This is a genomic window from Chryseobacterium sp. 27AL (genome assembly GCF_057815395.1).
On the sequence record NZ_JBYRIW010000001.1, the window covers coordinates 1,018,994 to 1,042,426 of the forward strand.

Genomic DNA, 23,433 nt, shown 5'->3' on the forward strand with positions numbered 1-23,433 from the left:
AATTATTCTATCCTGATTTTTATTAATATATAAAACTTAATCGTTTCGCTGTCTTTTCTCTTCATCATTATAAGCCAGGATAATCTTTTTAACCACCGGATGTCTTACTACATCTTCTTCCGTAAGATGTACAAAACCAATTTCCTTTACCCCTTTCAGAATCCTCATAGCTTCTTTCAACCCTGATTGCTGTTTAGGCGGAAGATCGACCTGGCTGGGATCACCCGTAATGATGAATTTTGCATTCATCCCCATCCTGGTTAAAAACATCTTCATCTGTGAATGGGTGGTGTTCTGAGCTTCATCCAGAATAACAAAAGCATCATCCAGCGTTCTTCCTCTCATAAAAGCAAGCGGCGCAACTTCAATCACTTTTTTCTCAATAAATCCTTCCAGCTTTTCGTGGGGAATCATATCACGGAGTGCATCATATAGAGGCTGTAAATAAGGATCCAGCTTTTCTTTAAGATCTCCAGGCAAGAAACCAAGGCTCTCCCCTGCTTCCACAGCAGGTCTTGTGAGTACTATTCTTTTTACAGTTTTATCCCTTAGTGCTTTTGCAGCAAGAGCAACACTCGTATATGTTTTTCCTGTTCCCGCAGGTCCGATTGCAAAAACCATGTCCTTTTTCTCAGTTTCCTTTACTAATTTTTTAAGATTGGTGGTTTTAGCTTTAATAATTTTACCATTTACCCCTTTTACAATGATATCCTGATCAAAAACAAGCTGTTTCTCATTTTCATCCTTAATATTCAGGATATTTTCAACGTCTTTAAGATCGATAGAATTATTTTTTGAGATATATTTTACAATATCATCCAGTTTTAGCTTAAAAATATCAAGCGCTTCCTGGTTGCCCATTGCAAAAATATAATGATCTCTACCCGTGATTTTAAGTGTAGGAAAAGTAGACTTTATTAAATTGAAATATTGGTTATTAACTCCATAGAAGATTTTCGCATCGATATCCTCCAAATCATATGTTAATTCAAACATGCAGTATCTTTATTAATTTTAGAATTTAAATGTAAAGCTTTTTTTGGAAATTTATATCAAATTCTTTTCCACAATCATTCGGGCATTCTTTTTATTTTAAATAAATTTGCATTTCTACTATTCTATAAACAATCAATGTCAATTATTACACTTACTTCAGATTTCGGAAATTTGGATTACAGGGTTGCCGCTGTAAAAGGCAGTATACTTTCTCTGAATCAGAAAGTTAATATTATTGATATTACCCACGACATTCAGGCCTTTAATCTGGTACAGACCTCCTATATTGTCAGGAATGCCTACAAACATTTCCCGAAAAATTCTGTCCACATACTTTCCGTCGATAGTTTTCACAACAAATCAAGAAAAAATATCGTGTGTAAAGCCGACGGCCATTACTTTATTGCTGCCGACAACGGACTTTTGAGTCTTATATTTTTCGATATAAAACCGGAAGCCATCTACGAAATAACGCTTAATAACAGATTCGATGACATCGTCAACTTTACTTCAACCGACGTTTTTGTTCCGGCTGCAGTACATTTGGCCAATGGCGGGCTTCCCGAGGTGATCGGAAGAAAAATTGATACAGCCAAGCAGCTTTTATTCCCGAAACCTGTTTTTAATGATTCTGAAAAAATGATTATCGGCGAGGTAACCTATATTGATAATTTCGGAAATATAATATCAAATATCAGTAAAGATTTTTTTGAAAGTTCCGGTAAAGGATACGAAAATTTCACGATAAAATTCAGAAATCTGAGTCTTTCACGCATATTCCTTAGCCACACGGAAGTCGTTTCGGACTGGGAAAGGGAAACCGAATTCCACGGGCAATCTGCAGCAATTTTCAATGATAGCCAGCTTTTGGAATTAACGATTTACAAGGGAAGCAAGAAGAACGGCGCCAAGTCTTTGTTTGGACTTAATGTCGGAGAGAATATTTACATCGAATTTTTCTAAAATTTAATATTTCATAAAAAAATCGATTTTTTTTATATATTTGTCAAAATCTAAAAAATAAAAATGGCAGAGTACAAATTATTGCTTCCTTCCATGGGAGAAGGTGTGATGGAAGCCACCATTATCACCTGGTTATTCAGTGAAGGAGATCATGTGAAAGAAGATGATTCCGTAGTGGAGATTGCAACTGACAAAGTAGATTCAGACGTTCCGACACCAGTTTCGGGGAAAATCGTAAAGATTTTAAAACAGAAAGACGAAGTTGCAAAGGTAGGCGAAGCTATTGCTATTTTAGAAATTGAGGGAGAAGGAAGTGCTCCTGCTTCTGAAGAAACAACCACAGAAACTCCTGCTTCTGTTCCGGACGCGGAAACTTTACAAACAATAGAAGAACCGTTAAAAGTATCTGCTTCTACAGAGTTTTCGGGAGATCTTTATCTTTCTCCGCTTGTAAAATCAATTGCACAACAGGAAAATATTTCTGAAGCCGAACTGAAATCCATCAAAGGAAGCGGTTTAGAAGGAAGAATTACCAAAGAAGATATTTTAGCATACGTTAAAAACAGAGGAAACCAGCCGGCTCCACAGGCCGCTCCTGTACAACAGGCTCCTTCTGCTCCACAATCATCTGTAAGTTCAGCTCCGGCTGCTACCATTACAGCTGCTGCAGGCGACGAGATCATCCCGATGGACAGAATGAGAAAAATCATCGCCGAAAACATGGTGAAAGCCAAGCAGATTGCTCCTCACGTTACTTCTTTCATCGAAACTGACGTTACCAACGTTGTAAAATGGAGAAATAAAAATAAAGCTGTTTTCGAAAAACGTGAAGGTGAAAAGCTTACTTTCATGCCGATTTTCGTAAGAGCTGTGGTAAAAGCAATTCAGGACTTCCCAATGATCAATGTTTCTATAAATGGTGAAAACATCATTAAAAAGAAAAACATCAACATCGGTATGGCTACTGCTCTTCCGGACGGAAATCTTATTGTTCCTGTGATTAAAAATGCAGACCAGCTGTCTCTTTCAGGATTGGCGAAAGCGATCAACGACCTGGCCTACAGAGCGAGAAATAAAAAATTAAGACCTGAAGATACGCAGGGCGCCACATATACGATCTCTAATGTTGGAAGCTTCGGAAATCTTATGGGAACGCCGATCATTCCTCAGCCTCAGGTTGCAATTCTGGCTATTGGAGCCATCGTTAAAAAGCCTGCCGTTCTAGAAACCCCTGATGGAGATGTAATTGCGATCAGAAACCTGATGTTTATGTCGCATTCGTATGACCACAGAGTTGTTGATGGTTCTTTAGGCGGAATGATGCTGAAACATGTTCACGACTACCTTGAAAACTGGGATCTGAACACTGAAATATAAGTAATGAGAATGGGTAATAAGTAATTACTACCAGTTAATAATAAAGATAAGTTATAATGCAATTGTCATGTTGAGCTTGTCGAAACATCTCATCAATACAAAAACCTTCGGAAATCCGGAGGTTTTTATTTAAATAAAATATCTTATAACAATACTTTTATGTATTTATCAATAATATTCATTAACTTTTATAATCTCTTGCATATTACAAATAATTTAAATACTTTTGCACCTCGAAATAATTAACAAATTTATTTACATTATGAACAATTACGAAACTGTTTTCATTTTAACTCCCGTTCTATCTGACGCACAGGTGGAGGAAGCAGTGAAAAAATTCGAAGATCTTATTAAAGACAAGAACTGCGAAATCGTTGCTAAAGAAAACTGGGGATTAAAAAAATTAGCTTACCCAATCCAATTGAAAAAGAACGGATTCTACACTTTAATCGAATTTAAAGGTGAAGGTTCTGTAGTTGCTGATTTAGAATTAGCATTCAAGCGTGACGAAAGAGTAATCCGTTACCTGACTACAAAACTAGACAAACACGCTGTCGACTACGCTGTAACAAGAAGAGCAAAAGTAAAAGCAGCTAAAGCTTAATTATTAACCCTATTTTTTAAAAAAGACAAGACATGGCAATAGATGAAATGGCTAAACAAGCCTCTGCTGGAGGAGAATCAGAAGTAAAATTCCTTACTCCGCTTGATATCAATACAAAATCTGAAAAGAAATATTGTAGATTCAAAAAATACGGAATTAAGCACGTTGACTATAAAGATGCTGATTTCTTATTACAGTTCGTAAACGAACAAGGTAAAATCTTACCAAGAAGATACACTGGAACTTCTTTAAAATATCAAAGAAAAGTTTCTGCTGCGATCAAAAGAGCAAGACACCTTGCGTTACTACCATACGTAGCTGATTTATTGAAATAAAAAAAATTGCAATTAGCCATTAGCGTTAGCTTTTGGCTTTTTGTTGCTGAATAAATAATTAATTCTAACTTGATTTTAGATTTCAGATCTCAGACAAAAGACATTAAGTCTAATTTCTAATATCTCACTTCTAACATCTAAAAAAAGGACAACAACAATGGACATTATCCTAAAAAAAGACGTAGAAAATTTAGGTCTTGAATTCGACACAGTAAGCGTAAAGCCTGGTTATGCAAGAAACTTCCTTATCCCTCAGGGATATGCGCTTTTAGCTACACCAAAAAACAAAGCGGCTCTTGAAGCTACTTTAGAAGCTAGAAAAGAAGAAGAAGCTAAATTAATCGCTGCTGCAAACGCTGTCGTTGATCAATTAAAGAAAACTTCGATCACTATTCCTGCAAAAGTTGGTTCTGGTGATAAATTATTCGGATCTATCAACAATGCAGATCTTTCTGCTGCTCTTGAAAAAGCTGGTGTTTCTGTAGAGAAAAAATACATCAAAATCCCAGGAAATACAATCAAGAGAACTGGTAAAGTAACTGCTAACATCAGATTACACAGAAATGTAGAATACAATTTCGAATTCGATATCGTATCTGATGCTCCGGTAGAAGCTGCTCCTGCTAAAAAGGAAGAAGCTAAATCTGAAGAAGCTTAATTTACAAGACTTTTACAAAATATAAACCACTTCAAATTGAAGTGGTTTTTGTTTTACTTAATAAAGAAAATTTTCAAATCAAATTTATGACTTTGGAGCCCATTGTTTAAAAAACTCTTTTGTTTTCTCAAGACTGTACCCCTTTCCTTCTTCCAATACGTCGCTTTGCTGAACATGGATCATCTTACCATTTTTATCCAGAATAATGAACACAGGATACCCGAATTTGTCTCCAGGATTACCGTATTTGGCAAAAATCTTTTCATTCTTATTGTCAGGTGAATAGTTTAAGTGGTAATATTCGTAATTTGCATCAACGAGCTTCTTCAGCTCAGGTGTCGTCTGTACAAACTGGTTGAACCTCAGACACCAAATACACCAGTTTCCACCAGCCTGGATCATTATATTCTTTTTCTCTTTTTTTGCTTTAGCAATAAGATTCTGAATATCTTTTTCAGCATCAGCCTTCGGATCATATGGCTTCGGTAATTTTGCCTTTTCTTCCGCTGCTTTCTTTTTAGCATCCAGCTCTGAATGATCCGTTTGTACCAATAATGTTTTATCAGTATTCACCTTATCGTCGTCCGGCTTTATATTTTGAGAAAAAGCAAAAACGCTTAATCCCAGAAAACCTATTAATGATAACTTTTTCATAATATAAAATTAAAAAAATAATACTATTTGCAAGCAAAAATACAACCATATTTTTATTATCCGTAAATTTGCCTGTTTTATGAATTTTTTAATCAAAATATTATACTTAATTTCCAAGCTTCCGCTGAAAATCTTATATATCTTTTCGGATATTATGTTTTTTCTGAACTGCTATATTGTGGGCTATCGTAAAAATGTTATTACGAATAATTTAAAGAATTCATTTCCTGAAAAATCAGATGAGGAAATTGATAAAATAAGAAAGAAGTTCTACCGCAATTTTTCAGATTATCTGGTCGAAACCATCAAATCCTTCAGCATCTCAGAAACAGAGTCAAGGGTAAGAATGCAGCACATCAATCAAGAAGTTTTTCATGAGGCAAAAGCGGAAGGGAAAAATATTATATTGCTCGCCGGACATGTTTTTAATTGGGAATGGATCAATGCACTGGCAACCATAATTCCTCAGGATCACTGCCATCCTGTATACAGAAAGGTAAACAGTGATTTTTGGGAAAACCAGATGAAAAATGTACGCAACAAGTTCGGTAATGAAGCTCTGGAAGCTAAAGAAGTTATCTTGAATATCGTACGGTCTAAAAATGACGGAAGTTCCGCCTACATGTTTGTTGCGGACCAGACGCCACATTTTGCTCATATCACATACGGATTAAATTTCCTGAACCAGAGAACGCCCGTATTTACCGGCTACGACCGATTGGCGACAAAAATGGATCTTGCATTCATCTATTGTGAAATGAAAAAAGTAAAGCGTGGTTTTTACCAGGTTAATTATCACAGAATCTATCCTGACGGAGAAAAATTTGTAGAGCATGAAGTGGTAAAAAAATTCCATAAATTATTGGAAAACACGATTCATAAACGTCCAGATAATTATCTTTGGTCACACAGAAAATGGAAATATCAGGATTCCATCAAAAACTTTGATTCTGAAAAAATTGAATAGCAAATGCCGAAAAAATTAGCTGTCGTTATATTAAACTGGAACGGAAAATCCTGGCTTGAAAAATTTCTTCCAGGCGTGGTTCGGTTTTCTGAGCAATATGATATTTACGTGGTTGATAATCTTTCTACAGATAATTCCATTGATTTTTTACAGAACAATTTCCCTCAGGTAAAGATCATTAAAAATGATAAAAACTACGGTTTTGCGGGTGGTTATAATGAAGGATTAAAACATATTCAAAGTGAAATATATTGTCTGCTCAATTCTGATGTAGAAGTTACGGAACATTGGGTAGAACCAGTACTGACTCTATTTGAAAGAAATCCTGAAATATCTGCGGTACAGCCAAAAATTTTATCTTATGACAAAAAAAACTATTTTGAATTTGCGGGTGCAGCCGGTGGTTTAATCGATAATTTAGGATACCCGTATTGCAGGGGGAGAATTTTTGATGATATAGAAGAAGATCATGGGCAATACAATGATGAAACGGAGATTTTCTGGGCCTCCGGATGTTGTCTGTTTATCAGATCAAAAGATTTCTGGGAACAACAAGGTTTTGATGAACGATTTTTTGCCCATCAGGAAGAGATTGATCTTTGCTGGAGATTAATTAATTCCGGGAAAAAGATTTTTTATACAGGAAAATCGACAGTTTATCATGTGGGTGGCGGAACATTAAATAAGCAAAGTGCAAAAAAGACTTTTCTGAATATGCGGAATAATCTTTCTATGCTCTTAAAAAATATGCCCTTCCCGAATATGATTGCCGTTATATTTGCCAGACTTGTCCTGGACGGATTAGCAGCTGTATATTTTGGCTACAAATATGGAATATCACATTTTTGGGCTGTAGGAAAAGCACATTTTGCTTTTTACACTCAAATTCCGGGGACATGGAAAAGACGTCAGAAATACCAAAAACATAACTTTTATCAATCTAAATGGTTGATTTTTAAACATTTTTTAAAATGAAAACAACTCCAATATCACTGCTGTTATTTTTGCTCATTTTCCAGTACTCATTTTCGCAAAAGAATGTGTGGTCTACAATTGATAAAAGCTACAGTTACCGTACAATAACAGAAAAAGGTTCAGAAAATATAAAAGATTCGGACGTCGTAAATATTGAAATTTATTCGTTCCGTGATCTTGTAGATAATATTGACCTGGAAAAAGAAAAGCCTGTATCTAAAAAGGTTATGTCATTAAAGGATATTACAGAAAAGATTGATCGTAAGAGGAAAGTAAGCTTTAAAAAAAGTTCCGTTTACCTGGTAAGACTTCAGGAGGGAATTCATGGAGGAAGATTTCGTATAGAAATAAATAAAAATGCTGACAAAAATACTGTTGAAAATATTAATAAATATATCAGCGAAAAAGTGACACACGGCAGTATCCTTAAAGAAACGATTAATACCCCTGAAAGGAAAAATGCCATTAAAAGTTTCATTATTACCATTACTGATAACGATCATTTTGATGTTAATACTTTAAAAGATAAATTTAAAGATGTAATTACCGATATAACAAAAGTGGCGACCAACAGGAATACAACATTTTTCAAAATAACAACGTAGCATTATGGATTTTTGTGCAATAGATTTTGAAACGGCTACTCACGAGCGCAATTCCGCATGTGAACTGGGCGTATGTATTGTACAGGATTCTAAGATTGTAGAAACAAAGACGTGGCTTATCAAACCGCCATGCTTTCCTTATTTCAGTCCTTTTAATGTTGATGTTCACGGAATTTTACCTGACGATGTGAAAGATGCTCCAACATTTGATGAAATCTGGTATGAGGTGGAAGAAATGATGTACGGCACTTTAATGATTGCTCACAATGCAGGTTTTGATGCCGGAGTTTTGCGAGGATGCCTTAATCACTATGGAATGTTTACGCCGAAACTTAATTATTTGTGCAGTATTCAACTGGCAAAAAAATCTTGGAATTATTTACCTAGATATGGATTAAAACATTTGGCAGAATACCATCAATTAAGTTTTAATCACCACAGAGCAGGCGATGATGCAGAAGCTTGTGCTAAAATATCTTTATTAGCTTTTGAAAAGCTCTTTCTTACAACAAATGAAGAAATTGCAGACTATATGAAACTTAAGATCAAAAAGCTTTAATTAGTTGCTTAAAACTTCCGATAATAAATTAAATTTAGGAATATCAATTTCAAAATTTTCCTGGGTTTCCATGTTTCTTACTAGGTATTTCCCACTCATATTTCCTACTCCGGAACGTAACATCACATTTGAAAAATACGCAAAATTTTCATTAATGGAAATTTCAGGGGTAAGCCCGATCACACCATCTCCTATAATTTCTGTGTAACCAAATCCCACATCGAAAATAAGCCATTTTCGTTTAAGGACTTTTATAGGGAAATTTCCGTCATTTTCGATTGTTATATTATACTTGAAAACGTACCTGTTTTCAGACGGATAACTGTTTTTGCTATCATATTCAGGTATTACTGAAACTTTGATATTAGAGGTCATTTTTGAAAACATCATCTTGGTATTTTCTAAAAATATACAAAAATCTCGCCTTTTTGGGGCGAGATTAAAATTTATACTATAATTCTTTTCTAAGATTATAAGCCTAAGCCTTTTCTTTCGTCACCATTCATTAGAATACCTACCGGGTTGTCGATGGCTTCTTTTACCGCAACCAAGAACCCTACAGACTCTTTTCCGTCGATAATTCTGTGGTCATAAGACATCGCTACATACATCATCGGACGAATTACCACCTGCCCGTCAACCGCTACCGGTCTCTGGATGATATTGTGCATTCCTAAAATTGCAGATTGAGGAGGGTTAATGATCGGTGTAGACATCATAGACCCGAAAGTACCACCGTTTGTAATAGTAAACGTACCTCCTGTCATTTCGTCAACAGTAATTTTTCCGTCTCTTACTTTTGTAGCTAAGTCTTTAATATTTGCTTCAACGCTTGCAAAAGACATATTTTCAGCATTTCTCAACACAGGAACCATTAATCCTTTAGGACCTGAAACCGCAATTGAAATATCACAGAAATCATAGTTTACTTTAAAATCACCGTCGATCGATGCATTTACATCCGGATACATCTGTAATGCTCTGGTAACCGCTTTTGTGAAGAAAGACATAAAACCAAGCCCTACACCGTGTTTCTGAGCAAATTCTTCTTTATATTGTTTTCTCAGTCTAAAGATTTCAGACATGTCAACCTCATTGAAAGTCGTTAGCATCGCTGTTTCATTTTTTACAGAAACCAATCTTTGTGCGATTTTTCTTCTAAGAACTGAAAGTTTTGTTGTTGTCGTAGATCTTGAACCAGTAGCAGTAACCGGGTTTCCTCCTAGTGCAGGAACAGCCGCCAATTCTGCGTCAGATTTTGTGATTCTTCCATCCCTTCCGCTTCCTGAAACCTGTCCGGCATCAATACCTTTTTCGTCAAGGATCTTTTTCGCTGCAGGAGAAGGAGCACCTGTTGCATATGTTTGAGTCGCAGCAGCTGGCTGAGCGGCAGGTTTTGGAGCCTCTTGTTTAGCCGGTTCAGCCGCTTTCGGAGCTTCTTCCTGTTTTGGAGCTTCAGCAGCAGGAGCAGAGCTTCCTGAAGGTTTTGCAGCATCCATATCGATTAAACAAACCACTTGTCCTACCTGTACTACATCACCTTCTTCAGCTTTTAAAGTGATCACACCACTTTGTTCAGCAGGCAATTCAAGAGTCGCTTTATCTGAATCTACTTCAGCGATTGGTTGATCTTTTTCTACATAATCACCATCTTTTACAAGCCAAGTTGCAATTTCAACTTCCGTAATTGATTCGCCCGGTGAAGGAACTTTCATTTCTAAAACTGACATATCGTATTTTTTATTTTTTTAATTTTTATTTTTAAGACTTAAGAAAATGGATAAAAGAATAAAGAATCATTTCTAACTTCTAATATCTAACTTCTATTTAAATTTAAGCGGTTACCGGTCTTTTTACAGGAGCATCATCTCTGTCGAATACCCTGTTGATTACTGCGTTTTGGTTTTTCTCAAACATTTTGTGACTCCCCGGAGCCGGAGCACCACTTGGAACAGGAGCAATTACCTGAATTCCTGTATCTCTGAAGTTTCTTAAGATGTAAGACCATGCACCCATATTTTCAGGTTCTTCCTGAGCCCAAACAATCTCTTTTTTATTTTCATATTTACTGAAGATTGCTTCGATCGCATCTGTCTGAAGAGGATATAACTGCTCAAATCTTACCAAGGCAATGTTATCAGCATTTAATTCTTCTTTTTTAGCCAATAATTCGAAATATAGTTTACCTGAGCAAAGAACTAATTTTTCAATTTTCTTAGGATCTGCAGTCGTATCATCTAAGATCGGCTGGAAGCTTCCTGTTGCAAAATCTTCTAAAGGAGAAACGACTCTTGGATGTCTTAATAGTGATTTCGGGCTCATAACAATCAAAGGTTTCCTGAATGACCACTTCAATTGTCTTCTTAATAAATGGAAATAGTTTGCCGGAGAGGTGATGTTTGCCACGACCATATTTTCATTAGCACAAAGTGTTAAGAATCTCTCGAGTCTTGCGGAAGAGTGCTCTGCCCCTTGTCCTTCTGAACCGTGAGGTAATAACATTACTAGCCCGTCCTGAATTTTCCATTTTTCTTCTGCAGCTGCCAGATATTGATCTACAATAATTTGAGCTCCGTTTACGAAATCTCCGAACTGAGCCTCCCAAATCGTCAATGTATTAGGAGAAGCCATAGCATATCCATAATCGAATCCAAGAACACCATATTCTGAAAGGTGAGAATTGTAAACATCAAATCTGCTTTCTGAAACGTGTCTTAGCGGGATATATTCTTCTTCCGTATCTTCAGTTTTCACAACGGCATGTCGGTGCGAGAAAGTTCCCCTTTCTACATCCTCACCGGAAATTCTTACATTGTGGCCTTCAACCAAAAGCGTTGCGTAAGCCAGCCATTCTCCAAGAGCCCAGTCTAATGAGTTTCCTTCAATCGCTTTAATTCTGTTCTCGAAAAGTCTTGTAATTTTATTTAAAAACTTTTTATCAGCAGGAAGAGTAGACATTTTTATAGCCAGTTCCTTCAGCTTTTCCAGATCATATTTTGTATCAACCGGTTCCTGAACGGCTCCTCTTTTAGCAATCGGATAGTTGGTCCAATCGTCTGCCATAAACACATCCATTATATTCTTTTCAATTTCTTTGGATGCGTCGAAATCTTTATCCAACAATGCTTTGAATTCAGTTTCCATTTTAGCGATAACATCATTTGAAGTTACACTATCTTTTAACAACTGATCTTTATAAATTTCTCTTGGATTCGGATGTTTTGAAATGATTTTATAAAGGTTCGGCTGCGTGAATCTTGGCTCATCCCCTTCGTTGTGACCGTATTTTCTGTATCCCAACAAATCGATATATACATCTTTACCGAACTTAGCTCTGAAGTCTGCTGCAAAATGAATGGCATGTACAACCGCTTCCGCATCATCAGCATTTACATGCATTACAGGAGATTCCGTAACTTTTGCGATATCTGTACAATAGGTGGAAGATCTCGCATCCATATAGTTCGTTGTGAAAGAAACCTGGTTATTTACCACAATATGAACTGTTCCTCCAGTTCTGTATCCTTCCAAAGTCATCATCTGAGCTACTTCATAAGCAATCCCCTGTCCTGCAATAGCGCCGTCACCGTGGATAACGATCGGCAAAATTTTAGAATAATCTCCTTTGTATTTATCATCCACTTTTGCACGGCAAATCCCTTCTACAAGGGCAGCAACCGTTTCAAGGTGAGATGGGTTGGGGGTTAAATTGATGGCAACTTCTTCTCCTGATGCTGTTTTAATCTTTTTAGATGAACCTAAATGGTATTTAACATCACCGGAGAATACATCTTCTTCAAATTCTTTTCCTTCAAATTCTGAGAAAATCTGCTTGTACGATTTCCCGAAAATATTGGTCAGCACATTCAGTCTTCCTCTGTGTGCCATTCCTAAAACAACCTCATCTACACCCAGCTGTGAAGATCTTGAAATCAACTGATCCAAAGCAGGAATCAATGTTTCACCACCTTCCAGAGAGAATCTTTTCTGGCCAACAAATTTTGTATGAAGATAATTTTCAAACGCTACCGCCTGATTTAGTTTTAATAAAATTTCAGTTTTTTCGTTCGCTGAAAGGCTTGGATGGTTTTCATTAACCTGAAGCCATTGCTTGATAAAGTCTTTTTCCTCAACGTTGTTGATGTGCATATACTCTACCCCGATAGAATCACAGTAGATGTTTTCCAGATGCGTGATCAGTTCCTGTAATGTTGCAGGACCTTTCATTCCGGTTTCAACCGCGCAGTTGAATTTTGTATTCAGATCAGATTTATCCAAACCGAAATTTTCGATGTCTAAAGTCGGAGTATAATGTCTTCTTTCTCTTACAGGATTGGTTTTTGTAAACAGATGACCTCTCGTTCTATACGCTTCGATAAGGTTTACCACCTTAAATTCTTTCTTTATGTGTTCAGGAACTTCTCCGTTTGAAGCTGCCTGTGCTGCCTGCTGTACTACAGGAGCTGAAACTGCCGGATTTTGAACGTATTGAATATTATCATCGTCTCCGTAGTTCTCCAAAGCAAAATCAAAGCCCTGAAAAAAGGCTTTCCATGATGGTTCTAAAGAGTCGGGAAATTTTAAGTACTGTTGGTATAAATCCTCAATTAATTGAGAATGAGCTGCGTTTAGGAATGAAAATCTGTCCATTATTACAGTTTATCTGTTATTAAAATTTGTTTATAGAATTAAACCCCAAATTTAATAAAAAAAACCGACTTGGAACAGCCCGCAACTATTAAAAAAACTATAAAAGAAATAATTATTTTGAATTTACTTAAATACTGATAATGAGAGCTTCATATTGACATCCTGATCTTCCGCAGGGCGCTCTATAAAGGTCTGTCTGATATCTCCGAAACGCATCTCGTCCTTTTTAGCTTTCTGAATAAGCTGCTGGATTGCTTTTATTCTTCCGGCATAATTTCCTTTGTAATACATGACGTAATTCTGTGTAGGGCTTTGTGTCCTGAAACTGAAATTATTATCGGTAAGTCCAAACTTTTTAGACAATGGAATTCCAAGAAAATAAGACACTTCTTTATCTTTATAATTGTCGGCATCCGTAATCAGAACCGGAAATCCGAATTCATCGTCTTTTTTGCCTAAATCCATTGTTGTATAATTATAAATTTTATTATAATTCATCACAATATTTTTGTAAAGAGCATCCTTCTTGTTCGAAGTACTCACGTTGATACCTAATAAAAGTTTTTCTTCTTCATTTTCAACCATTAAACTGTCATATTTTATCGCAGCCATCTGATTGTCTTTCTCTACTTTATTTCCTAAGACATTGTTGAGATTACCCATACTTTTGTCGATATTTTCTGCAAATCTGTCTTCCGTCCAGAAATTTTCAACACGTCTTAAAACGGATAATTTTGGGGTATGTACAATCCAGGTAATTTTTGTTTTTTCGGGTGCAACAGCTTTAAATTTAACATCAACCAAAGTAGGACTTTCATTTCTATCCTCAAAAAGCTGATATCTGAGCGTTTTATTCGGGTTTTCATAGCGAAGAAACATTTCGCCGTCCGTATCCTTCTTAGGATCTGTATAACTGATGGAACTTCCCTGCCCTTCATACGGCGTATAATAATCGATATCAATAGATTTGGAGCTTGTAAAGAAATTATTCCAACGGGTGAAATTCTGCAGGTTATTAAATTGACTGAAAACTTTTTCTACAGGATAATTAATTTCCTTTTCTATTTTAAAATCTTTGCTTTCATCCACAAAATAATACATAGAAGCTGCATAAGCTCCAATCAGCAAAACGATAAATACGGCTATGATCTTAAAAAAACGCATCGTACAAATGTATAGAAAATAACAAAAGTGACCAATATGATGATCACTCTGTTTTGATTTTATTTTAAAAATGGAAGATCAAAAAACTGGTGATAAAGTTCATTTTCAAATATCTTAATAAACTTCAACAACTTCTTCCAGCTTTAGACATTCGGTATTTACCCAATATGAGTTCCCGGTGCAAGAACAGCTCCTTTTTTAACCACAATAATTCCATCCTGAACTGAGTACGTTCCGTAGTCACCGTCGTTAAGATGTTTTCCTCCGATGATCCGTACGTTATCGCCGATGTAGCAGTTTTTATCTAAAATTGCTTTTTCGATATAGCAGTATTTTCCGATTCCCATATTAGGCTGGCCTTTTTCATCATTCATAACAATTTCCGTCGTATCCTGGTAAAAATCCGATCCCATGACATAAGAATTCACAATGGTACTTCCTTTATCAATTCTTGTTCTGTTTCCGATTACTGAATTTTCAATTTTATCAGCCATAATGATGCATCCGTCTCCAAAAACCGCTTTACTCACGTAAGAACCGTTAATTTTTGATGGTGGCAACATTCTCGCTCGGGTATAAATTGGGGAAGAAGAGAAAAGATTAAACTGCGGAAAATCCTGACAAAGGTCAATATTTGCTTCATAAAAAGATTCAATAGTACCGATATCTGTCCAGTAACCTTCATACTGGTAGCTGAGTGTTGTATATTTTCCGATAGAATTGGGGATAATATCTTTTCCGAAGTCATCTCCTGCGCCTTCATCAAACATTTTTTTCAGGATGCTTTTGGTAAAAATATAAATTCCCATTGAAGCAAGATATTCTTTACCAGCTTTTTTATTTTCTTCAGAAACTTCAGACTGTAAGCCGTCCAGCATATCATATCCCGGCTTTTCAACGAAAGAGGTAATATTTCCTTCATCATCGGAGCTTAAAATTCCGAAACCTGTTGCATCTTTGGCATTTACAGGAATCGTTGCGATAGTGACATCACCACCTTTCTGAATGTGGAAATCCAGCATTTCCCTGAAATCCATCTGGTAAAGCTGGTCTCCTGAAAGAATTAAGATATAATCATAATCATATTTTTCCAGGTGCTTCATCGACTGGCGTACTGCATCAGCCGTTCCCTGATACCAATTCTCATTTTCAACGTTCTGTTCTGCAGCCAGAATATCTACAAATCCTTTGCTGAAAATATCAAAGTGATAAGAGTTTTTGATGTGTGAATTTAAAGATGCTGAATTAAACTGCGTTAAGACAAGAATTTTATTTAATCCCGAATTGAGACAGTTTGAAATAGGAATATCTACCAATCTGTATTTCCCTGCAATGGGTACGGCAGGTTTAGATCTTGTATATGTGAGCGGGAACAGCCTCGTTCCCCTACCTCCTCCTAAAACAATGGAAATTACATTGCGTTTCATAAATTATATTGCGTTTTTATGCTTATTATTAATTCTTATATAAAGCTATATATTTTTCTGCAGACTTTTCCCATGCAAAATCAAAATTCATATTAGCATGGATAAGATTTTCCATCACATCTTTCTGATTATATAACATTAATGCCCTGTTCATTGCATGGATGACATCATCTACTCCGGCATACGTAAAATTGATTCCTGCTCCCCCTGTAGAAATATCAGCAACAGTATCCCGCAGGCCTCCGGTGTAACGCACAATCGGAACTGTTCCGTACCTCATAGAATACATCTGATTAAGTCCGCAAGGTTCAACCCTTGAAGGCATCAGCAAAAAATCCGCCGAAGCGTATATTTTATGTGAAAGATGTTCTTTATATCCTAAATCCAAAGCAAAATTGGTGTAGGTATAATCATATTCTTTCAGCTTATTTTCAATATAAGTATTTCCGGATCCTAAAATCATGATATTAAGAGCTCCGTAGCTTTGCTTAATACTTCTCCATACAATATCCGGCAGTAAATCTGCACCTTTTTCGGTGGCAAATCTTCCTATAAATGCAAAAAAAGGAAGCTCAGCCTTTAAGCCATATTCTTTGCAAAGTTTCTCTTTACTTTTCCTTTTTTGTTCAACGGCATTTTTAACATTAAAATTAAAATCCAGCATCGGATCGGTTTCAGGGTTCCAAACCTCTGTATCAATCCCGTTGATAATGCCATATGCTTTTCCAAATTCATCTCTTACAAGACTTTCCAGGCCTCTGAAGCTTACATAAAGCTCTTCAAGATATCCTTGCGAAACTGTTGTAAATGCACTGGCGCATTTGATCATACTCGCAAGTGGATTTATTAGCCCATTCCAGTCAAGCAATCCCCATTTATACTGATCAAAAGAAGGAAGATATCTGGCCATTTCCCAGCTCATCATTCCCTGATATTCTCCGTTATGGATCGTGCCTACGGTTTTTACGCCTTTAAGGAAAGAAAATTCAGGACAATGTTCGATCATGAAAGGAACCAGTCCTGTATGATAATCATGACAGTGTAAAATGTCCGGACGGATTTCCATGGCACTCAACCAATGCAGCACACCATGCTGGAAAGCAATGAACTGAAAATTTTCATCCTGATATCCGTAAGGATTATCTCTGTCTAAAAGTCCCGGGATTTTTACCATGTACAATTCAAATCCTAAAACATTGGATTTTTCCTTCAAAACCTGTACCTGAAGCATATTTCCACCCTGGTGTATAAAGCCATCAAAAACTATGTCAAACTCATGATCATACACAAAAGATTTGTTATACCAGGGCATAACAACCTTCGCATCAATATCTTTAATTTTGTTCTGATACTTCGGCAAAGCGCCTACTACATCCGCCAGACCTCCTACTTTTGCCACGGGATAGCATTCCGTACTTAGATGGTAAATTATCATTTCTAACTTATCTTTTATGGTGTTTAATTCTGTTCTGTTTATACTTTTTATCTTTCCTCTTTAAAATAATCCCTGCCAGCGGAGGTAAGTTGATGCTGATTGACTTCTGATGATCCATATAATCCTCATACTCTTCATTGAAAATATGTGCTTTCACCCCACTCCCTGCATATTGCTCATCATCGGAATTAAAAATAACTTCCCAGTGGCTTCCCGCAGCTACACCGATCTTATAATCGATCACTCTCGGTGTGAGATTGAGAATAACCATGCATACATCATCCTTTTTTTCTCCTTTTCTCAGATAAATATATACCGAATTGTCGAGATCATCAGCCTGCACCCATTCAAATCCATAATGATTAAACTGATTTTCGTAAAAAGCAGTTTCATGTCTGTATATGTGATTAAGCTCTTTCACCAATTGCTGCAAACCTTTATGAACAGGATATGCAAGCAAATGCCAGTCCAGACTTTTTTTGAAGTTCCATTCACTGGTTTGCCCGAATTCATCGCCCATAAATAAAAGCTTGGCGCCCGGATGGGTAAACATATACACATACAAAGCCCTGAGGTTAGCAAATTTCTGCCATTCGTCACCAAACATCTTGTAAATGAGGCTTGATTTTCCATGGACTACTTCATCGTGTGATAAAGGCATCATATAATTTTCATTATACATATACATCGATGCGAAAGTCAGCTTGTGATGATGAAATTTTCTTGCGATAGGATCTACCTTAAAATAATCTAACGTGTCATGCATCCAGCCCATCATCCACTTCATCCCAAAACCGACACCTCCGTCATGAACAGGTTTTGTCAACAGAGGAAAATCTGAGCTTTCTTCAGCAATTGTAAGGATATTATCACCGAATTCTTTATAAACAGCAGTATTAAATTCCTGTAAAAAAGTTTTTGCTTCAAGATTGACGTTTTCGCCATAAATATTTGGCTCCCATTCTCCTTCATTCCGGGAATAATCAAGATGAAGCATGGATGTCACAGCATCCACACGCAGTCCGTCTGCATGATACCTTTCCAGCCAGAACATCGCATTTGAAATTAAAAAAGATTTCACTTCATTCCGTCCGTAATTAAAAATATAGGATTTCCAGTCGGGATGAAAGCCTTTTCTGGGATCTTCATGCTCATACAGATAAGAGCCATCAAATCTGTGTAAACCATTGGCATCTCCAGGAAAATGGGAAGGAACCCAGTCCAGAATCACACCGATATCATTTTTATGAAGCTCATCAATCAGAAACATCAGATCCTGTGGTGAACCGAAACGGGAAGTTGCCGCAAAAAAACCGGTAATCTGATAACCCCAGCTGGGATCATAAGGATATTCCATAACGGGCATGAATTCCACATGAGTGAATTCCATCTCTTTGATGTAAGGAACAAGCCTTGCGGCTATATCTCGGTAATTAAGAAATCTTTCAGAATCCTCATCACTTCTCATCCAGGAACCGATATGAAGCTCATATACAGACAAAGGAACTTTGAGGCTGTTTTTTTTCCAACGGTTTTTCAGCCATTCTTCGTCATTCCATTCATACCACGTGGTAGACACCAGTGATGCCGCCTGGATATTCTGCTCCCAGCTCAATGCATAAGGATCACTCTTTTCCAGAATTTCACCTTTTGCAGTTTCTATCGCATATTTATATAATGTTCCCCAGGTAAGGCCTTCAATAAAGCCTTCCCAGATACCCGATCCGTCCCATCTTGGAAACAGAATATGATCTTTATGATTCCAGCTGTTGAAGTTTCCGATCACCGAAACTTTTTTTGCGTTGGGCGCCCACACTGAAAAATAGGTACCCTTCACTCCATCCTTTTCTACGGAGTGCGCACCAAATTTGTCGTACAGCTTATAGTGTTTACCTTCTTTAAAAAGATAAATGTCGTGATCCGTAAAAAGAGTGTATGTTTTAACCGAATTCATCACGGTTTGATTTAAATTTTATTATTTTTCTGAAAATACTAAAAAAATCAGAAAGGATTGTTAATTAATATTGAAGTAATTATTATGTTAAATGCATATCGTCACTTGTTTCTATCAAATATAGAGCTTTTTTCAGGAGCGTCCGGTGATTTTAAAAATAATTTGTCACAAAAAGATTTTATTATAAATTTATCATTCTGAATTGTAAAAACGCACGAATGAGATTTGAACTCTTTACTGAAGAAAATGATGAAAGAAATATTTATATCACAGGAAATTTCAACAGCTGGAATCCTAGAGATGAACATTATAAACTCACTAAATCCGAAAACCAGAATTACTATATCGAAATAGACAATCAGCTTTTGCCTGAAAATATTGAATACAAATTCACGAAAGGCGGCTGGGAAAATGTAGAGTTGGATAGATACGGAAATATCACCCCAAACAGAAAAGTCAGCAAGTCCACAGGAAAAACTGCCGACCTGGTAAAAAAATGGAGACTGAACTGGGGACCATTTAAAAAAGAATTTTTCCCGATTGTGGAAGTGATCTCTGAAGAATTTTACATTCCTCAGCTAGACCGCCACCGCAAAGTATGGGCACTTCTCCCCTACGATTATTATATCTCTGATAAAAGCTATCCTGTTCTTTATCTCCAGGATGCTCAGAATCTTTTCAATGAAGGAAGCGATTACGGAAATTGGGAGATAGACAAGAAACTCTCTGTACTTACCGAATATGGCCGCGGAGATATCATTATTATCGCGATCGAGCATGGAAGTGAAGACCGGATCAAAGAATATATTTTTGATAATGACCATGTTGCAAACGGGTCTGAAGGAAAGAAATACATCCGATTTATAACGGATACTCTGAAACCATTCGTTGACGATAATTACCGGACAAAAAAAGACCGTGACAATACCGGAATCGGAGGAAGTTCGCTAGGTGCGCTGATCAGTATTTACAGTGGTTTTCTTTATCCTGAAGTCTACTCCAAGCTGCTGATTTTTTCACCATCTCTTTGGGTTGAACCCAATAACAATTTTCCGATAATGAATTTCAGGGTTCCTTTTACCATGAAAATTTATTTATATGGCGGAGGACGCGAAGGATCCAAAATGGTAAAAAGAATTCATATTTTTGAGCAGTATCTGAAACGCTGGGAAAAGAAAAATCTTTTTGACTTTGAATTCCGGACCAGTATTAATCCTGAAGGTAATCACAGTGAATTCTACTGGTCTCAGGAATTCCCAAGGGCAATAGAATGGCTTTTCTACAACAATACAGAAAATCCGGTTGAAGTAAAACCTCAGCAAAAAAAGTAAACATTAAATTATGAAATTAGTCAATAAAAAAATCAAAAATTACACGCAGATATTTCACCTTTTCACCGAAGAGGAATGGATAAAAACATCTAAAAATTTCAATAAGAATATATCTGCTTTTTTCACCGGTAAAAAACACGAAGTCTTCATCAACGCTCAGGAAGAAGGAATTGCTTATTTCATTGGTTTGGGTAAAGAAGATTTGGCGTTATTTGAAGTTCAACAGGTTGCTTTAAAGTTTTCGCAGACTTATAAAGAGAAAATATTACCATTACCCACATTAGTTGTCGGAGACTTCATTAATGAAAGGCAATTCGAAGAGTTTGTGAAAGGATTGTTTATCGGTACATATAATTATCCTTTCGAAAAGACACATCCGTTCTGGAATACAAAGTTTGAGCTTCATTTCGAGAATTTAAGCCAGAAAAAGCTTGATTTTATCAGCCGAAAATCAGAAGCAATAAGTAACGGGCAAATCACCTGTCAGGAATGGCTGAACAAACCGGCCAATTTAAAGAAGCCAGATACTTTCAGTACATATTTAAAAAATTTATCTAAAAAATATGATCTGAAATATACTTCATTCAATAGAAAAAAGTGTGAAGAACTTGGCCTTGGAGCATATCTTTCGGTAAACCAGGGAAGTGCTTATGACGCAGCATTCACAATCCTTGAATATAAAACTGCTGCTAAAAATGCAAAAACCTTTGGCTTAGTTGGCAAATGTGTACTGTTTGATACAGGAGGAATTTCTTTAAAAAACCCGGACAATATGCATTATATGAAGTCGGATATGGGAGGTGCGACCGCTGTTTTGGGTACTTTAATTTACGCCGCAGAAATGCAGCTTCCTGTGAATATTATAGCTATTTTACCGATTACCGATAATGCCATTTCTGAAAAAGCTTTTCTCCCAAGTGATGTCATTACGGCCTACAACGGCAAAACGATAGAGGTCCTCAATACGGACGCAGAAGGAAGAATGATCTTGGCCGACGGACTATCTTATCTCTCAAAAAACTACAAAACCGATATTCTTATTGATATTGCCACGTTGACAGGAAGCTCGGTAAGAATGTTCGGCGATACCTGCGGAGCGCTATTTTCCAATAATGAAGAACTTAAAAATCTTATGATTAAAACCGGCGACAAAACCAATCAAAGGCTTTGGAACCTGCCACTTTGGGACATCTGGAAAGAAGATATCCGTTCAGATGTAGCCGATATAAAAAATATATCAATGAAAACCATTGGAGATTGTATTGTTGCAGCAAAGTTTCTGGAACAGTTTATAGAAAACCATCAAAAATGGGCGCATCTTGATATTGCGGGAGTAGCATTTGGAAATGTAGGATATGCCAAAGAAAAAGCGGCAACCGGGTTTGGTGTACAGCTGCTGGCGGATTTAATCGAAAATTATCATTAAAAATTAGTTTATTACAAAAATTCTCTGTATAATTGAAACAGAATTTCCAAAAGCTTATTATATTTATTAATTTAATATTAAATAAATAATAAAAAACTGCTTTTATTTTTGAAATTTCACTAAAAACTAAAAAACATTGTATGGAGAAGAAAACAATAGTATGCATTTCGTGCTATTACAAAGGCTATGATTTCATGGATGAGATGAAAAGCCTCGGTAATAATGTGATTTTGGTAACTTCAGAAAATCTGAAAGAGAAAAATTGGCCGTGGCATGCTATCGACGAAGTCTTCTACATGCCTGAACTGAAACCGTCAGTCTGGAATCTCGATCATCTTATCCAGGGATTTTCTTACCTCATGCAGACCCGAAAAATTGATGCCGTTGTCGCCCTCGACGATTATGATGTGGAAAAAGCAGCACTGATACGCGAGACTTTCCGTATACCTGGAATGGGACAGACCACGCACCGCTATTTCAGGGATAAGCTTGCGATGAGACAGAAAGCAAAAGATTCCGGGATTAATGTTCCTGAATTTGCTGCTGTTTTCAACAATGATGAAATTAATTCCTTTATTGATAAAGTTCCTGCACCATGGGTTTTAAAACCACGTTCAGAAGCTTCTGCATCAGGAATCAGGAAACTGACATCCAAAGAAGAACTTTGGGAAGCCCTCAATAGTCTCGGGGAAGAACGTCATTTATTTTTACTGGAAAGTTTTAAACCCGGCGACGTGTATCATGTTGACAGCCTGACTTTTAATAAAGAGATTGTTTTTACATCAGCTTCAAAATATCTGGCGCCTCCGATGCAGGTTTCTCATGAAGGCGGAGTGTTCAGGACGAAAACATTAGGACGGTATTCCGATGAATTTCAAGCTCTTGAAATTGCCAACGCTAAAGTTTTATCCAGTTTCGGTCTGGTAAACGGAGCTACTCATACGGAATTTATCAGGAGTAAAGAAAACGGAAAATATTACTTTCTGGAAACTTCTTCAAGAGTTGGAGGAGCGCACATACCGGACCTTGTGGAAGCTTCAAGCAGTATTAATATCTGGAGAGAATGGGCAAAAATAGAAGATGCATTGCTTTGGGGAAAGGATTATCAAATTTCAAAGCCTACAGGATATTATTCCGGTCTGATCATCGCATTGATTAAAGATGAAAAAGCAGATTACAGCAAATTTGAAAGTGAAGAAACAGTAAAATTCTTACCTATTGATTATCATGTCGGCATTGTTTATAAATCCAGCGATCCGCTTATTATTGAGGAAAGGTTGGACAAAGCAGCGGAAAAAATTAATGCTGAAATGTTGAATATTCTTCCTCCGAAAAGCAAACCCACGAGTTAGC

General features: G+C 36.6%; 21 protein-coding genes. 12 read left to right on the forward strand and 9 right to left on the reverse strand.

The window, feature by feature from the left end; translation table 11 throughout:
* Positions 1-36: 36 nt before the first annotated feature.
* Complete coding sequence (locus AC3WV0_RS04490; protein ID WP_312901128.1) at positions 37-996, reverse strand: PhoH family protein; 960 nt, start codon at positions 994-996, stop codon at positions 37-39.
* Between the two features lie 135 nt (positions 997-1,131).
* Here AC3WV0_RS04490 and AC3WV0_RS04495 point away from each other — a divergent pair, with 135 nt between their 5' ends.
* The 5 genes from AC3WV0_RS04495 (at position 1,132) to rplI (ending at position 4,933) form a co-directional block, all read left to right on the forward strand.
* Positions 1,132-1,959 (forward strand): SAM hydrolase/SAM-dependent halogenase family protein, encoded by an 828-nt coding sequence (locus AC3WV0_RS04495; RefSeq protein WP_090000772.1) that lies wholly within the window; start codon positions 1,132-1,134, stop codon positions 1,957-1,959.
* A gap of 63 nt (positions 1,960-2,022) precedes the next feature.
* Entirely contained in the window at positions 2,023-3,336 is a 1,314-nt protein-coding gene (locus AC3WV0_RS04500) for a dihydrolipoamide acetyltransferase family protein (protein ID WP_488844346.1), read from the forward strand.
* 262 nt (positions 3,337-3,598) lie between these two features.
* A complete protein-coding gene (gene rpsF, locus AC3WV0_RS04505) occupies positions 3,599-3,940 on the forward strand; it encodes a 30S ribosomal protein S6 (RefSeq protein ID WP_488844348.1) in 342 nt (113 codons plus the stop codon).
* Between the two features lie 32 nt (positions 3,941-3,972).
* A complete protein-coding gene (gene rpsR / locus AC3WV0_RS04510) occupies positions 3,973-4,275 on the forward strand; it encodes a 30S ribosomal protein S18 (protein WP_002979091.1) in 303 nt (100 codons plus the stop codon).
* Between the two features lie 157 nt (positions 4,276-4,432).
* Positions 4,433-4,933: a 50S ribosomal protein L9 gene (rplI, locus tag AC3WV0_RS04515; protein ID WP_090000769.1), complete on the forward strand. Its 501-nt coding sequence runs from the start codon at positions 4,433-4,435 to the stop codon at positions 4,931-4,933.
* 84 nt (positions 4,934-5,017) lie between these two features.
* Here the strand turns inward: rplI and AC3WV0_RS04520 are convergent, their stop codons facing one another.
* Positions 5,018-5,587: a thioredoxin family protein gene (locus AC3WV0_RS04520; RefSeq protein WP_488844351.1), complete on the reverse strand. Its 570-nt coding sequence runs from the start codon at positions 5,585-5,587 to the stop codon at positions 5,018-5,020.
* A 79-nt stretch (positions 5,588-5,666) separates the two neighbouring features.
* Between AC3WV0_RS04520 and AC3WV0_RS04525 the strand changes: the two genes are divergently transcribed.
* The 4 genes from AC3WV0_RS04525 to AC3WV0_RS04540 are packed head-to-tail and all read left to right on the forward strand — an operon-like array spanning position 5,667 to position 8,693.
* Positions 5,667-6,554, forward strand: coding sequence for a lysophospholipid acyltransferase family protein (locus AC3WV0_RS04525; RefSeq protein ID WP_488844353.1), 888 nt, complete (start codon positions 5,667-5,669; stop codon positions 6,552-6,554).
* Positions 6,555-6,557: 3 nt separating this feature from the next.
* A complete protein-coding gene (locus AC3WV0_RS04530; protein WP_488844355.1) occupies positions 6,558-7,529 on the forward strand; it encodes a glycosyltransferase family 2 protein in 972 nt (323 codons plus the stop codon).
* On the forward strand, positions 7,526-8,134 hold the full coding sequence (locus tag AC3WV0_RS04535) for a hypothetical protein (RefSeq protein ID WP_488844357.1): 609 nt from the start codon (positions 7,526-7,528) through the stop codon (positions 8,132-8,134). Before AC3WV0_RS04530 ends, AC3WV0_RS04535 begins: the two co-directional genes overlap by 4 nt.
* Before the next feature lie 4 nt (positions 8,135-8,138).
* On the forward strand, positions 8,139-8,693 hold the full coding sequence (locus AC3WV0_RS04540; RefSeq protein ID WP_488844359.1) for a 3'-5' exonuclease: 555 nt from the start codon (positions 8,139-8,141) through the stop codon (positions 8,691-8,693).
* Here the strand turns inward: AC3WV0_RS04540 and apaG are convergent, their stop codons facing one another.
* From apaG to glgB, 7 genes are all read right to left on the reverse strand, one after another.
* The gene (apaG, locus tag AC3WV0_RS04545; RefSeq protein ID WP_488844361.1) at positions 8,694-9,083 is read right to left on the reverse strand and encodes a Co2+/Mg2+ efflux protein ApaG; all 390 of its coding nucleotides are present in this window, start codon (positions 9,081-9,083) and stop codon (positions 8,694-8,696) included. It abuts the gene before it with no gap.
* 80 nt (positions 9,084-9,163) lie between these two features.
* Positions 9,164-10,423: a 2-oxoglutarate dehydrogenase complex dihydrolipoyllysine-residue succinyltransferase gene (gene odhB, locus AC3WV0_RS04550; RefSeq protein WP_488844363.1), complete on the reverse strand. Its 1,260-nt coding sequence runs from the start codon at positions 10,421-10,423 to the stop codon at positions 9,164-9,166.
* A gap of 103 nt (positions 10,424-10,526) precedes the next feature.
* Positions 10,527-13,343, reverse strand: a complete 2,817-nt coding sequence (locus AC3WV0_RS04555; protein ID WP_488844365.1) for a 2-oxoglutarate dehydrogenase E1 component — start codon at positions 13,341-13,343, stop codon at positions 10,527-10,529.
* Positions 13,344-13,466: 123 nt separating this feature from the next.
* On the reverse strand, positions 13,467-14,507 hold the full coding sequence (locus AC3WV0_RS04560) for an SRPBCC domain-containing protein (protein ID WP_488844367.1): 1,041 nt from the start codon (positions 14,505-14,507) through the stop codon (positions 13,467-13,469).
* Positions 14,508-14,665: 158 nt separating this feature from the next.
* Positions 14,666-15,934, reverse strand: coding sequence for a glucose-1-phosphate adenylyltransferase (locus AC3WV0_RS04565; protein ID WP_488844369.1), 1,269 nt, complete (start codon positions 15,932-15,934; stop codon positions 14,666-14,668).
* Positions 15,935-15,962: 28 nt separating this feature from the next.
* Positions 15,963-17,369, reverse strand: coding sequence for a glycogen synthase (locus tag AC3WV0_RS04570; RefSeq protein ID WP_488844371.1), 1,407 nt, complete (start codon positions 17,367-17,369; stop codon positions 15,963-15,965).
* Between the two features lie 7 nt (positions 17,370-17,376).
* Positions 17,377-19,323, reverse strand: a complete 1,947-nt coding sequence (gene glgB / locus AC3WV0_RS04575) for a 1,4-alpha-glucan branching protein GlgB (protein ID WP_488844372.1) — start codon at positions 19,321-19,323, stop codon at positions 17,377-17,379.
* A 218-nt stretch (positions 19,324-19,541) separates the two neighbouring features.
* Here glgB and AC3WV0_RS04580 point away from each other — a divergent pair, with 218 nt between their 5' ends.
* The 3 genes from AC3WV0_RS04580 (at position 19,542) to AC3WV0_RS04590 (ending at position 23,432) form a co-directional block, all read left to right on the forward strand.
* A complete protein-coding gene (locus tag AC3WV0_RS04580; RefSeq protein WP_488844374.1) occupies positions 19,542-20,654 on the forward strand; it encodes an alpha/beta hydrolase in 1,113 nt (370 codons plus the stop codon).
* Positions 20,655-20,664: 10 nt separating this feature from the next.
* Complete coding sequence (locus AC3WV0_RS04585; RefSeq protein ID WP_488844376.1) at positions 20,665-22,080, forward strand: M17 family metallopeptidase; 1,416 nt, start codon at positions 20,665-20,667, stop codon at positions 22,078-22,080.
* 140 nt (positions 22,081-22,220) lie between these two features.
* On the forward strand, positions 22,221-23,432 hold the full coding sequence (locus tag AC3WV0_RS04590) for an ATP-grasp domain-containing protein (protein ID WP_488844378.1): 1,212 nt from the start codon (positions 22,221-22,223) through the stop codon (positions 23,430-23,432).
* Position 23,433: the final 1 nt, after the last annotated feature.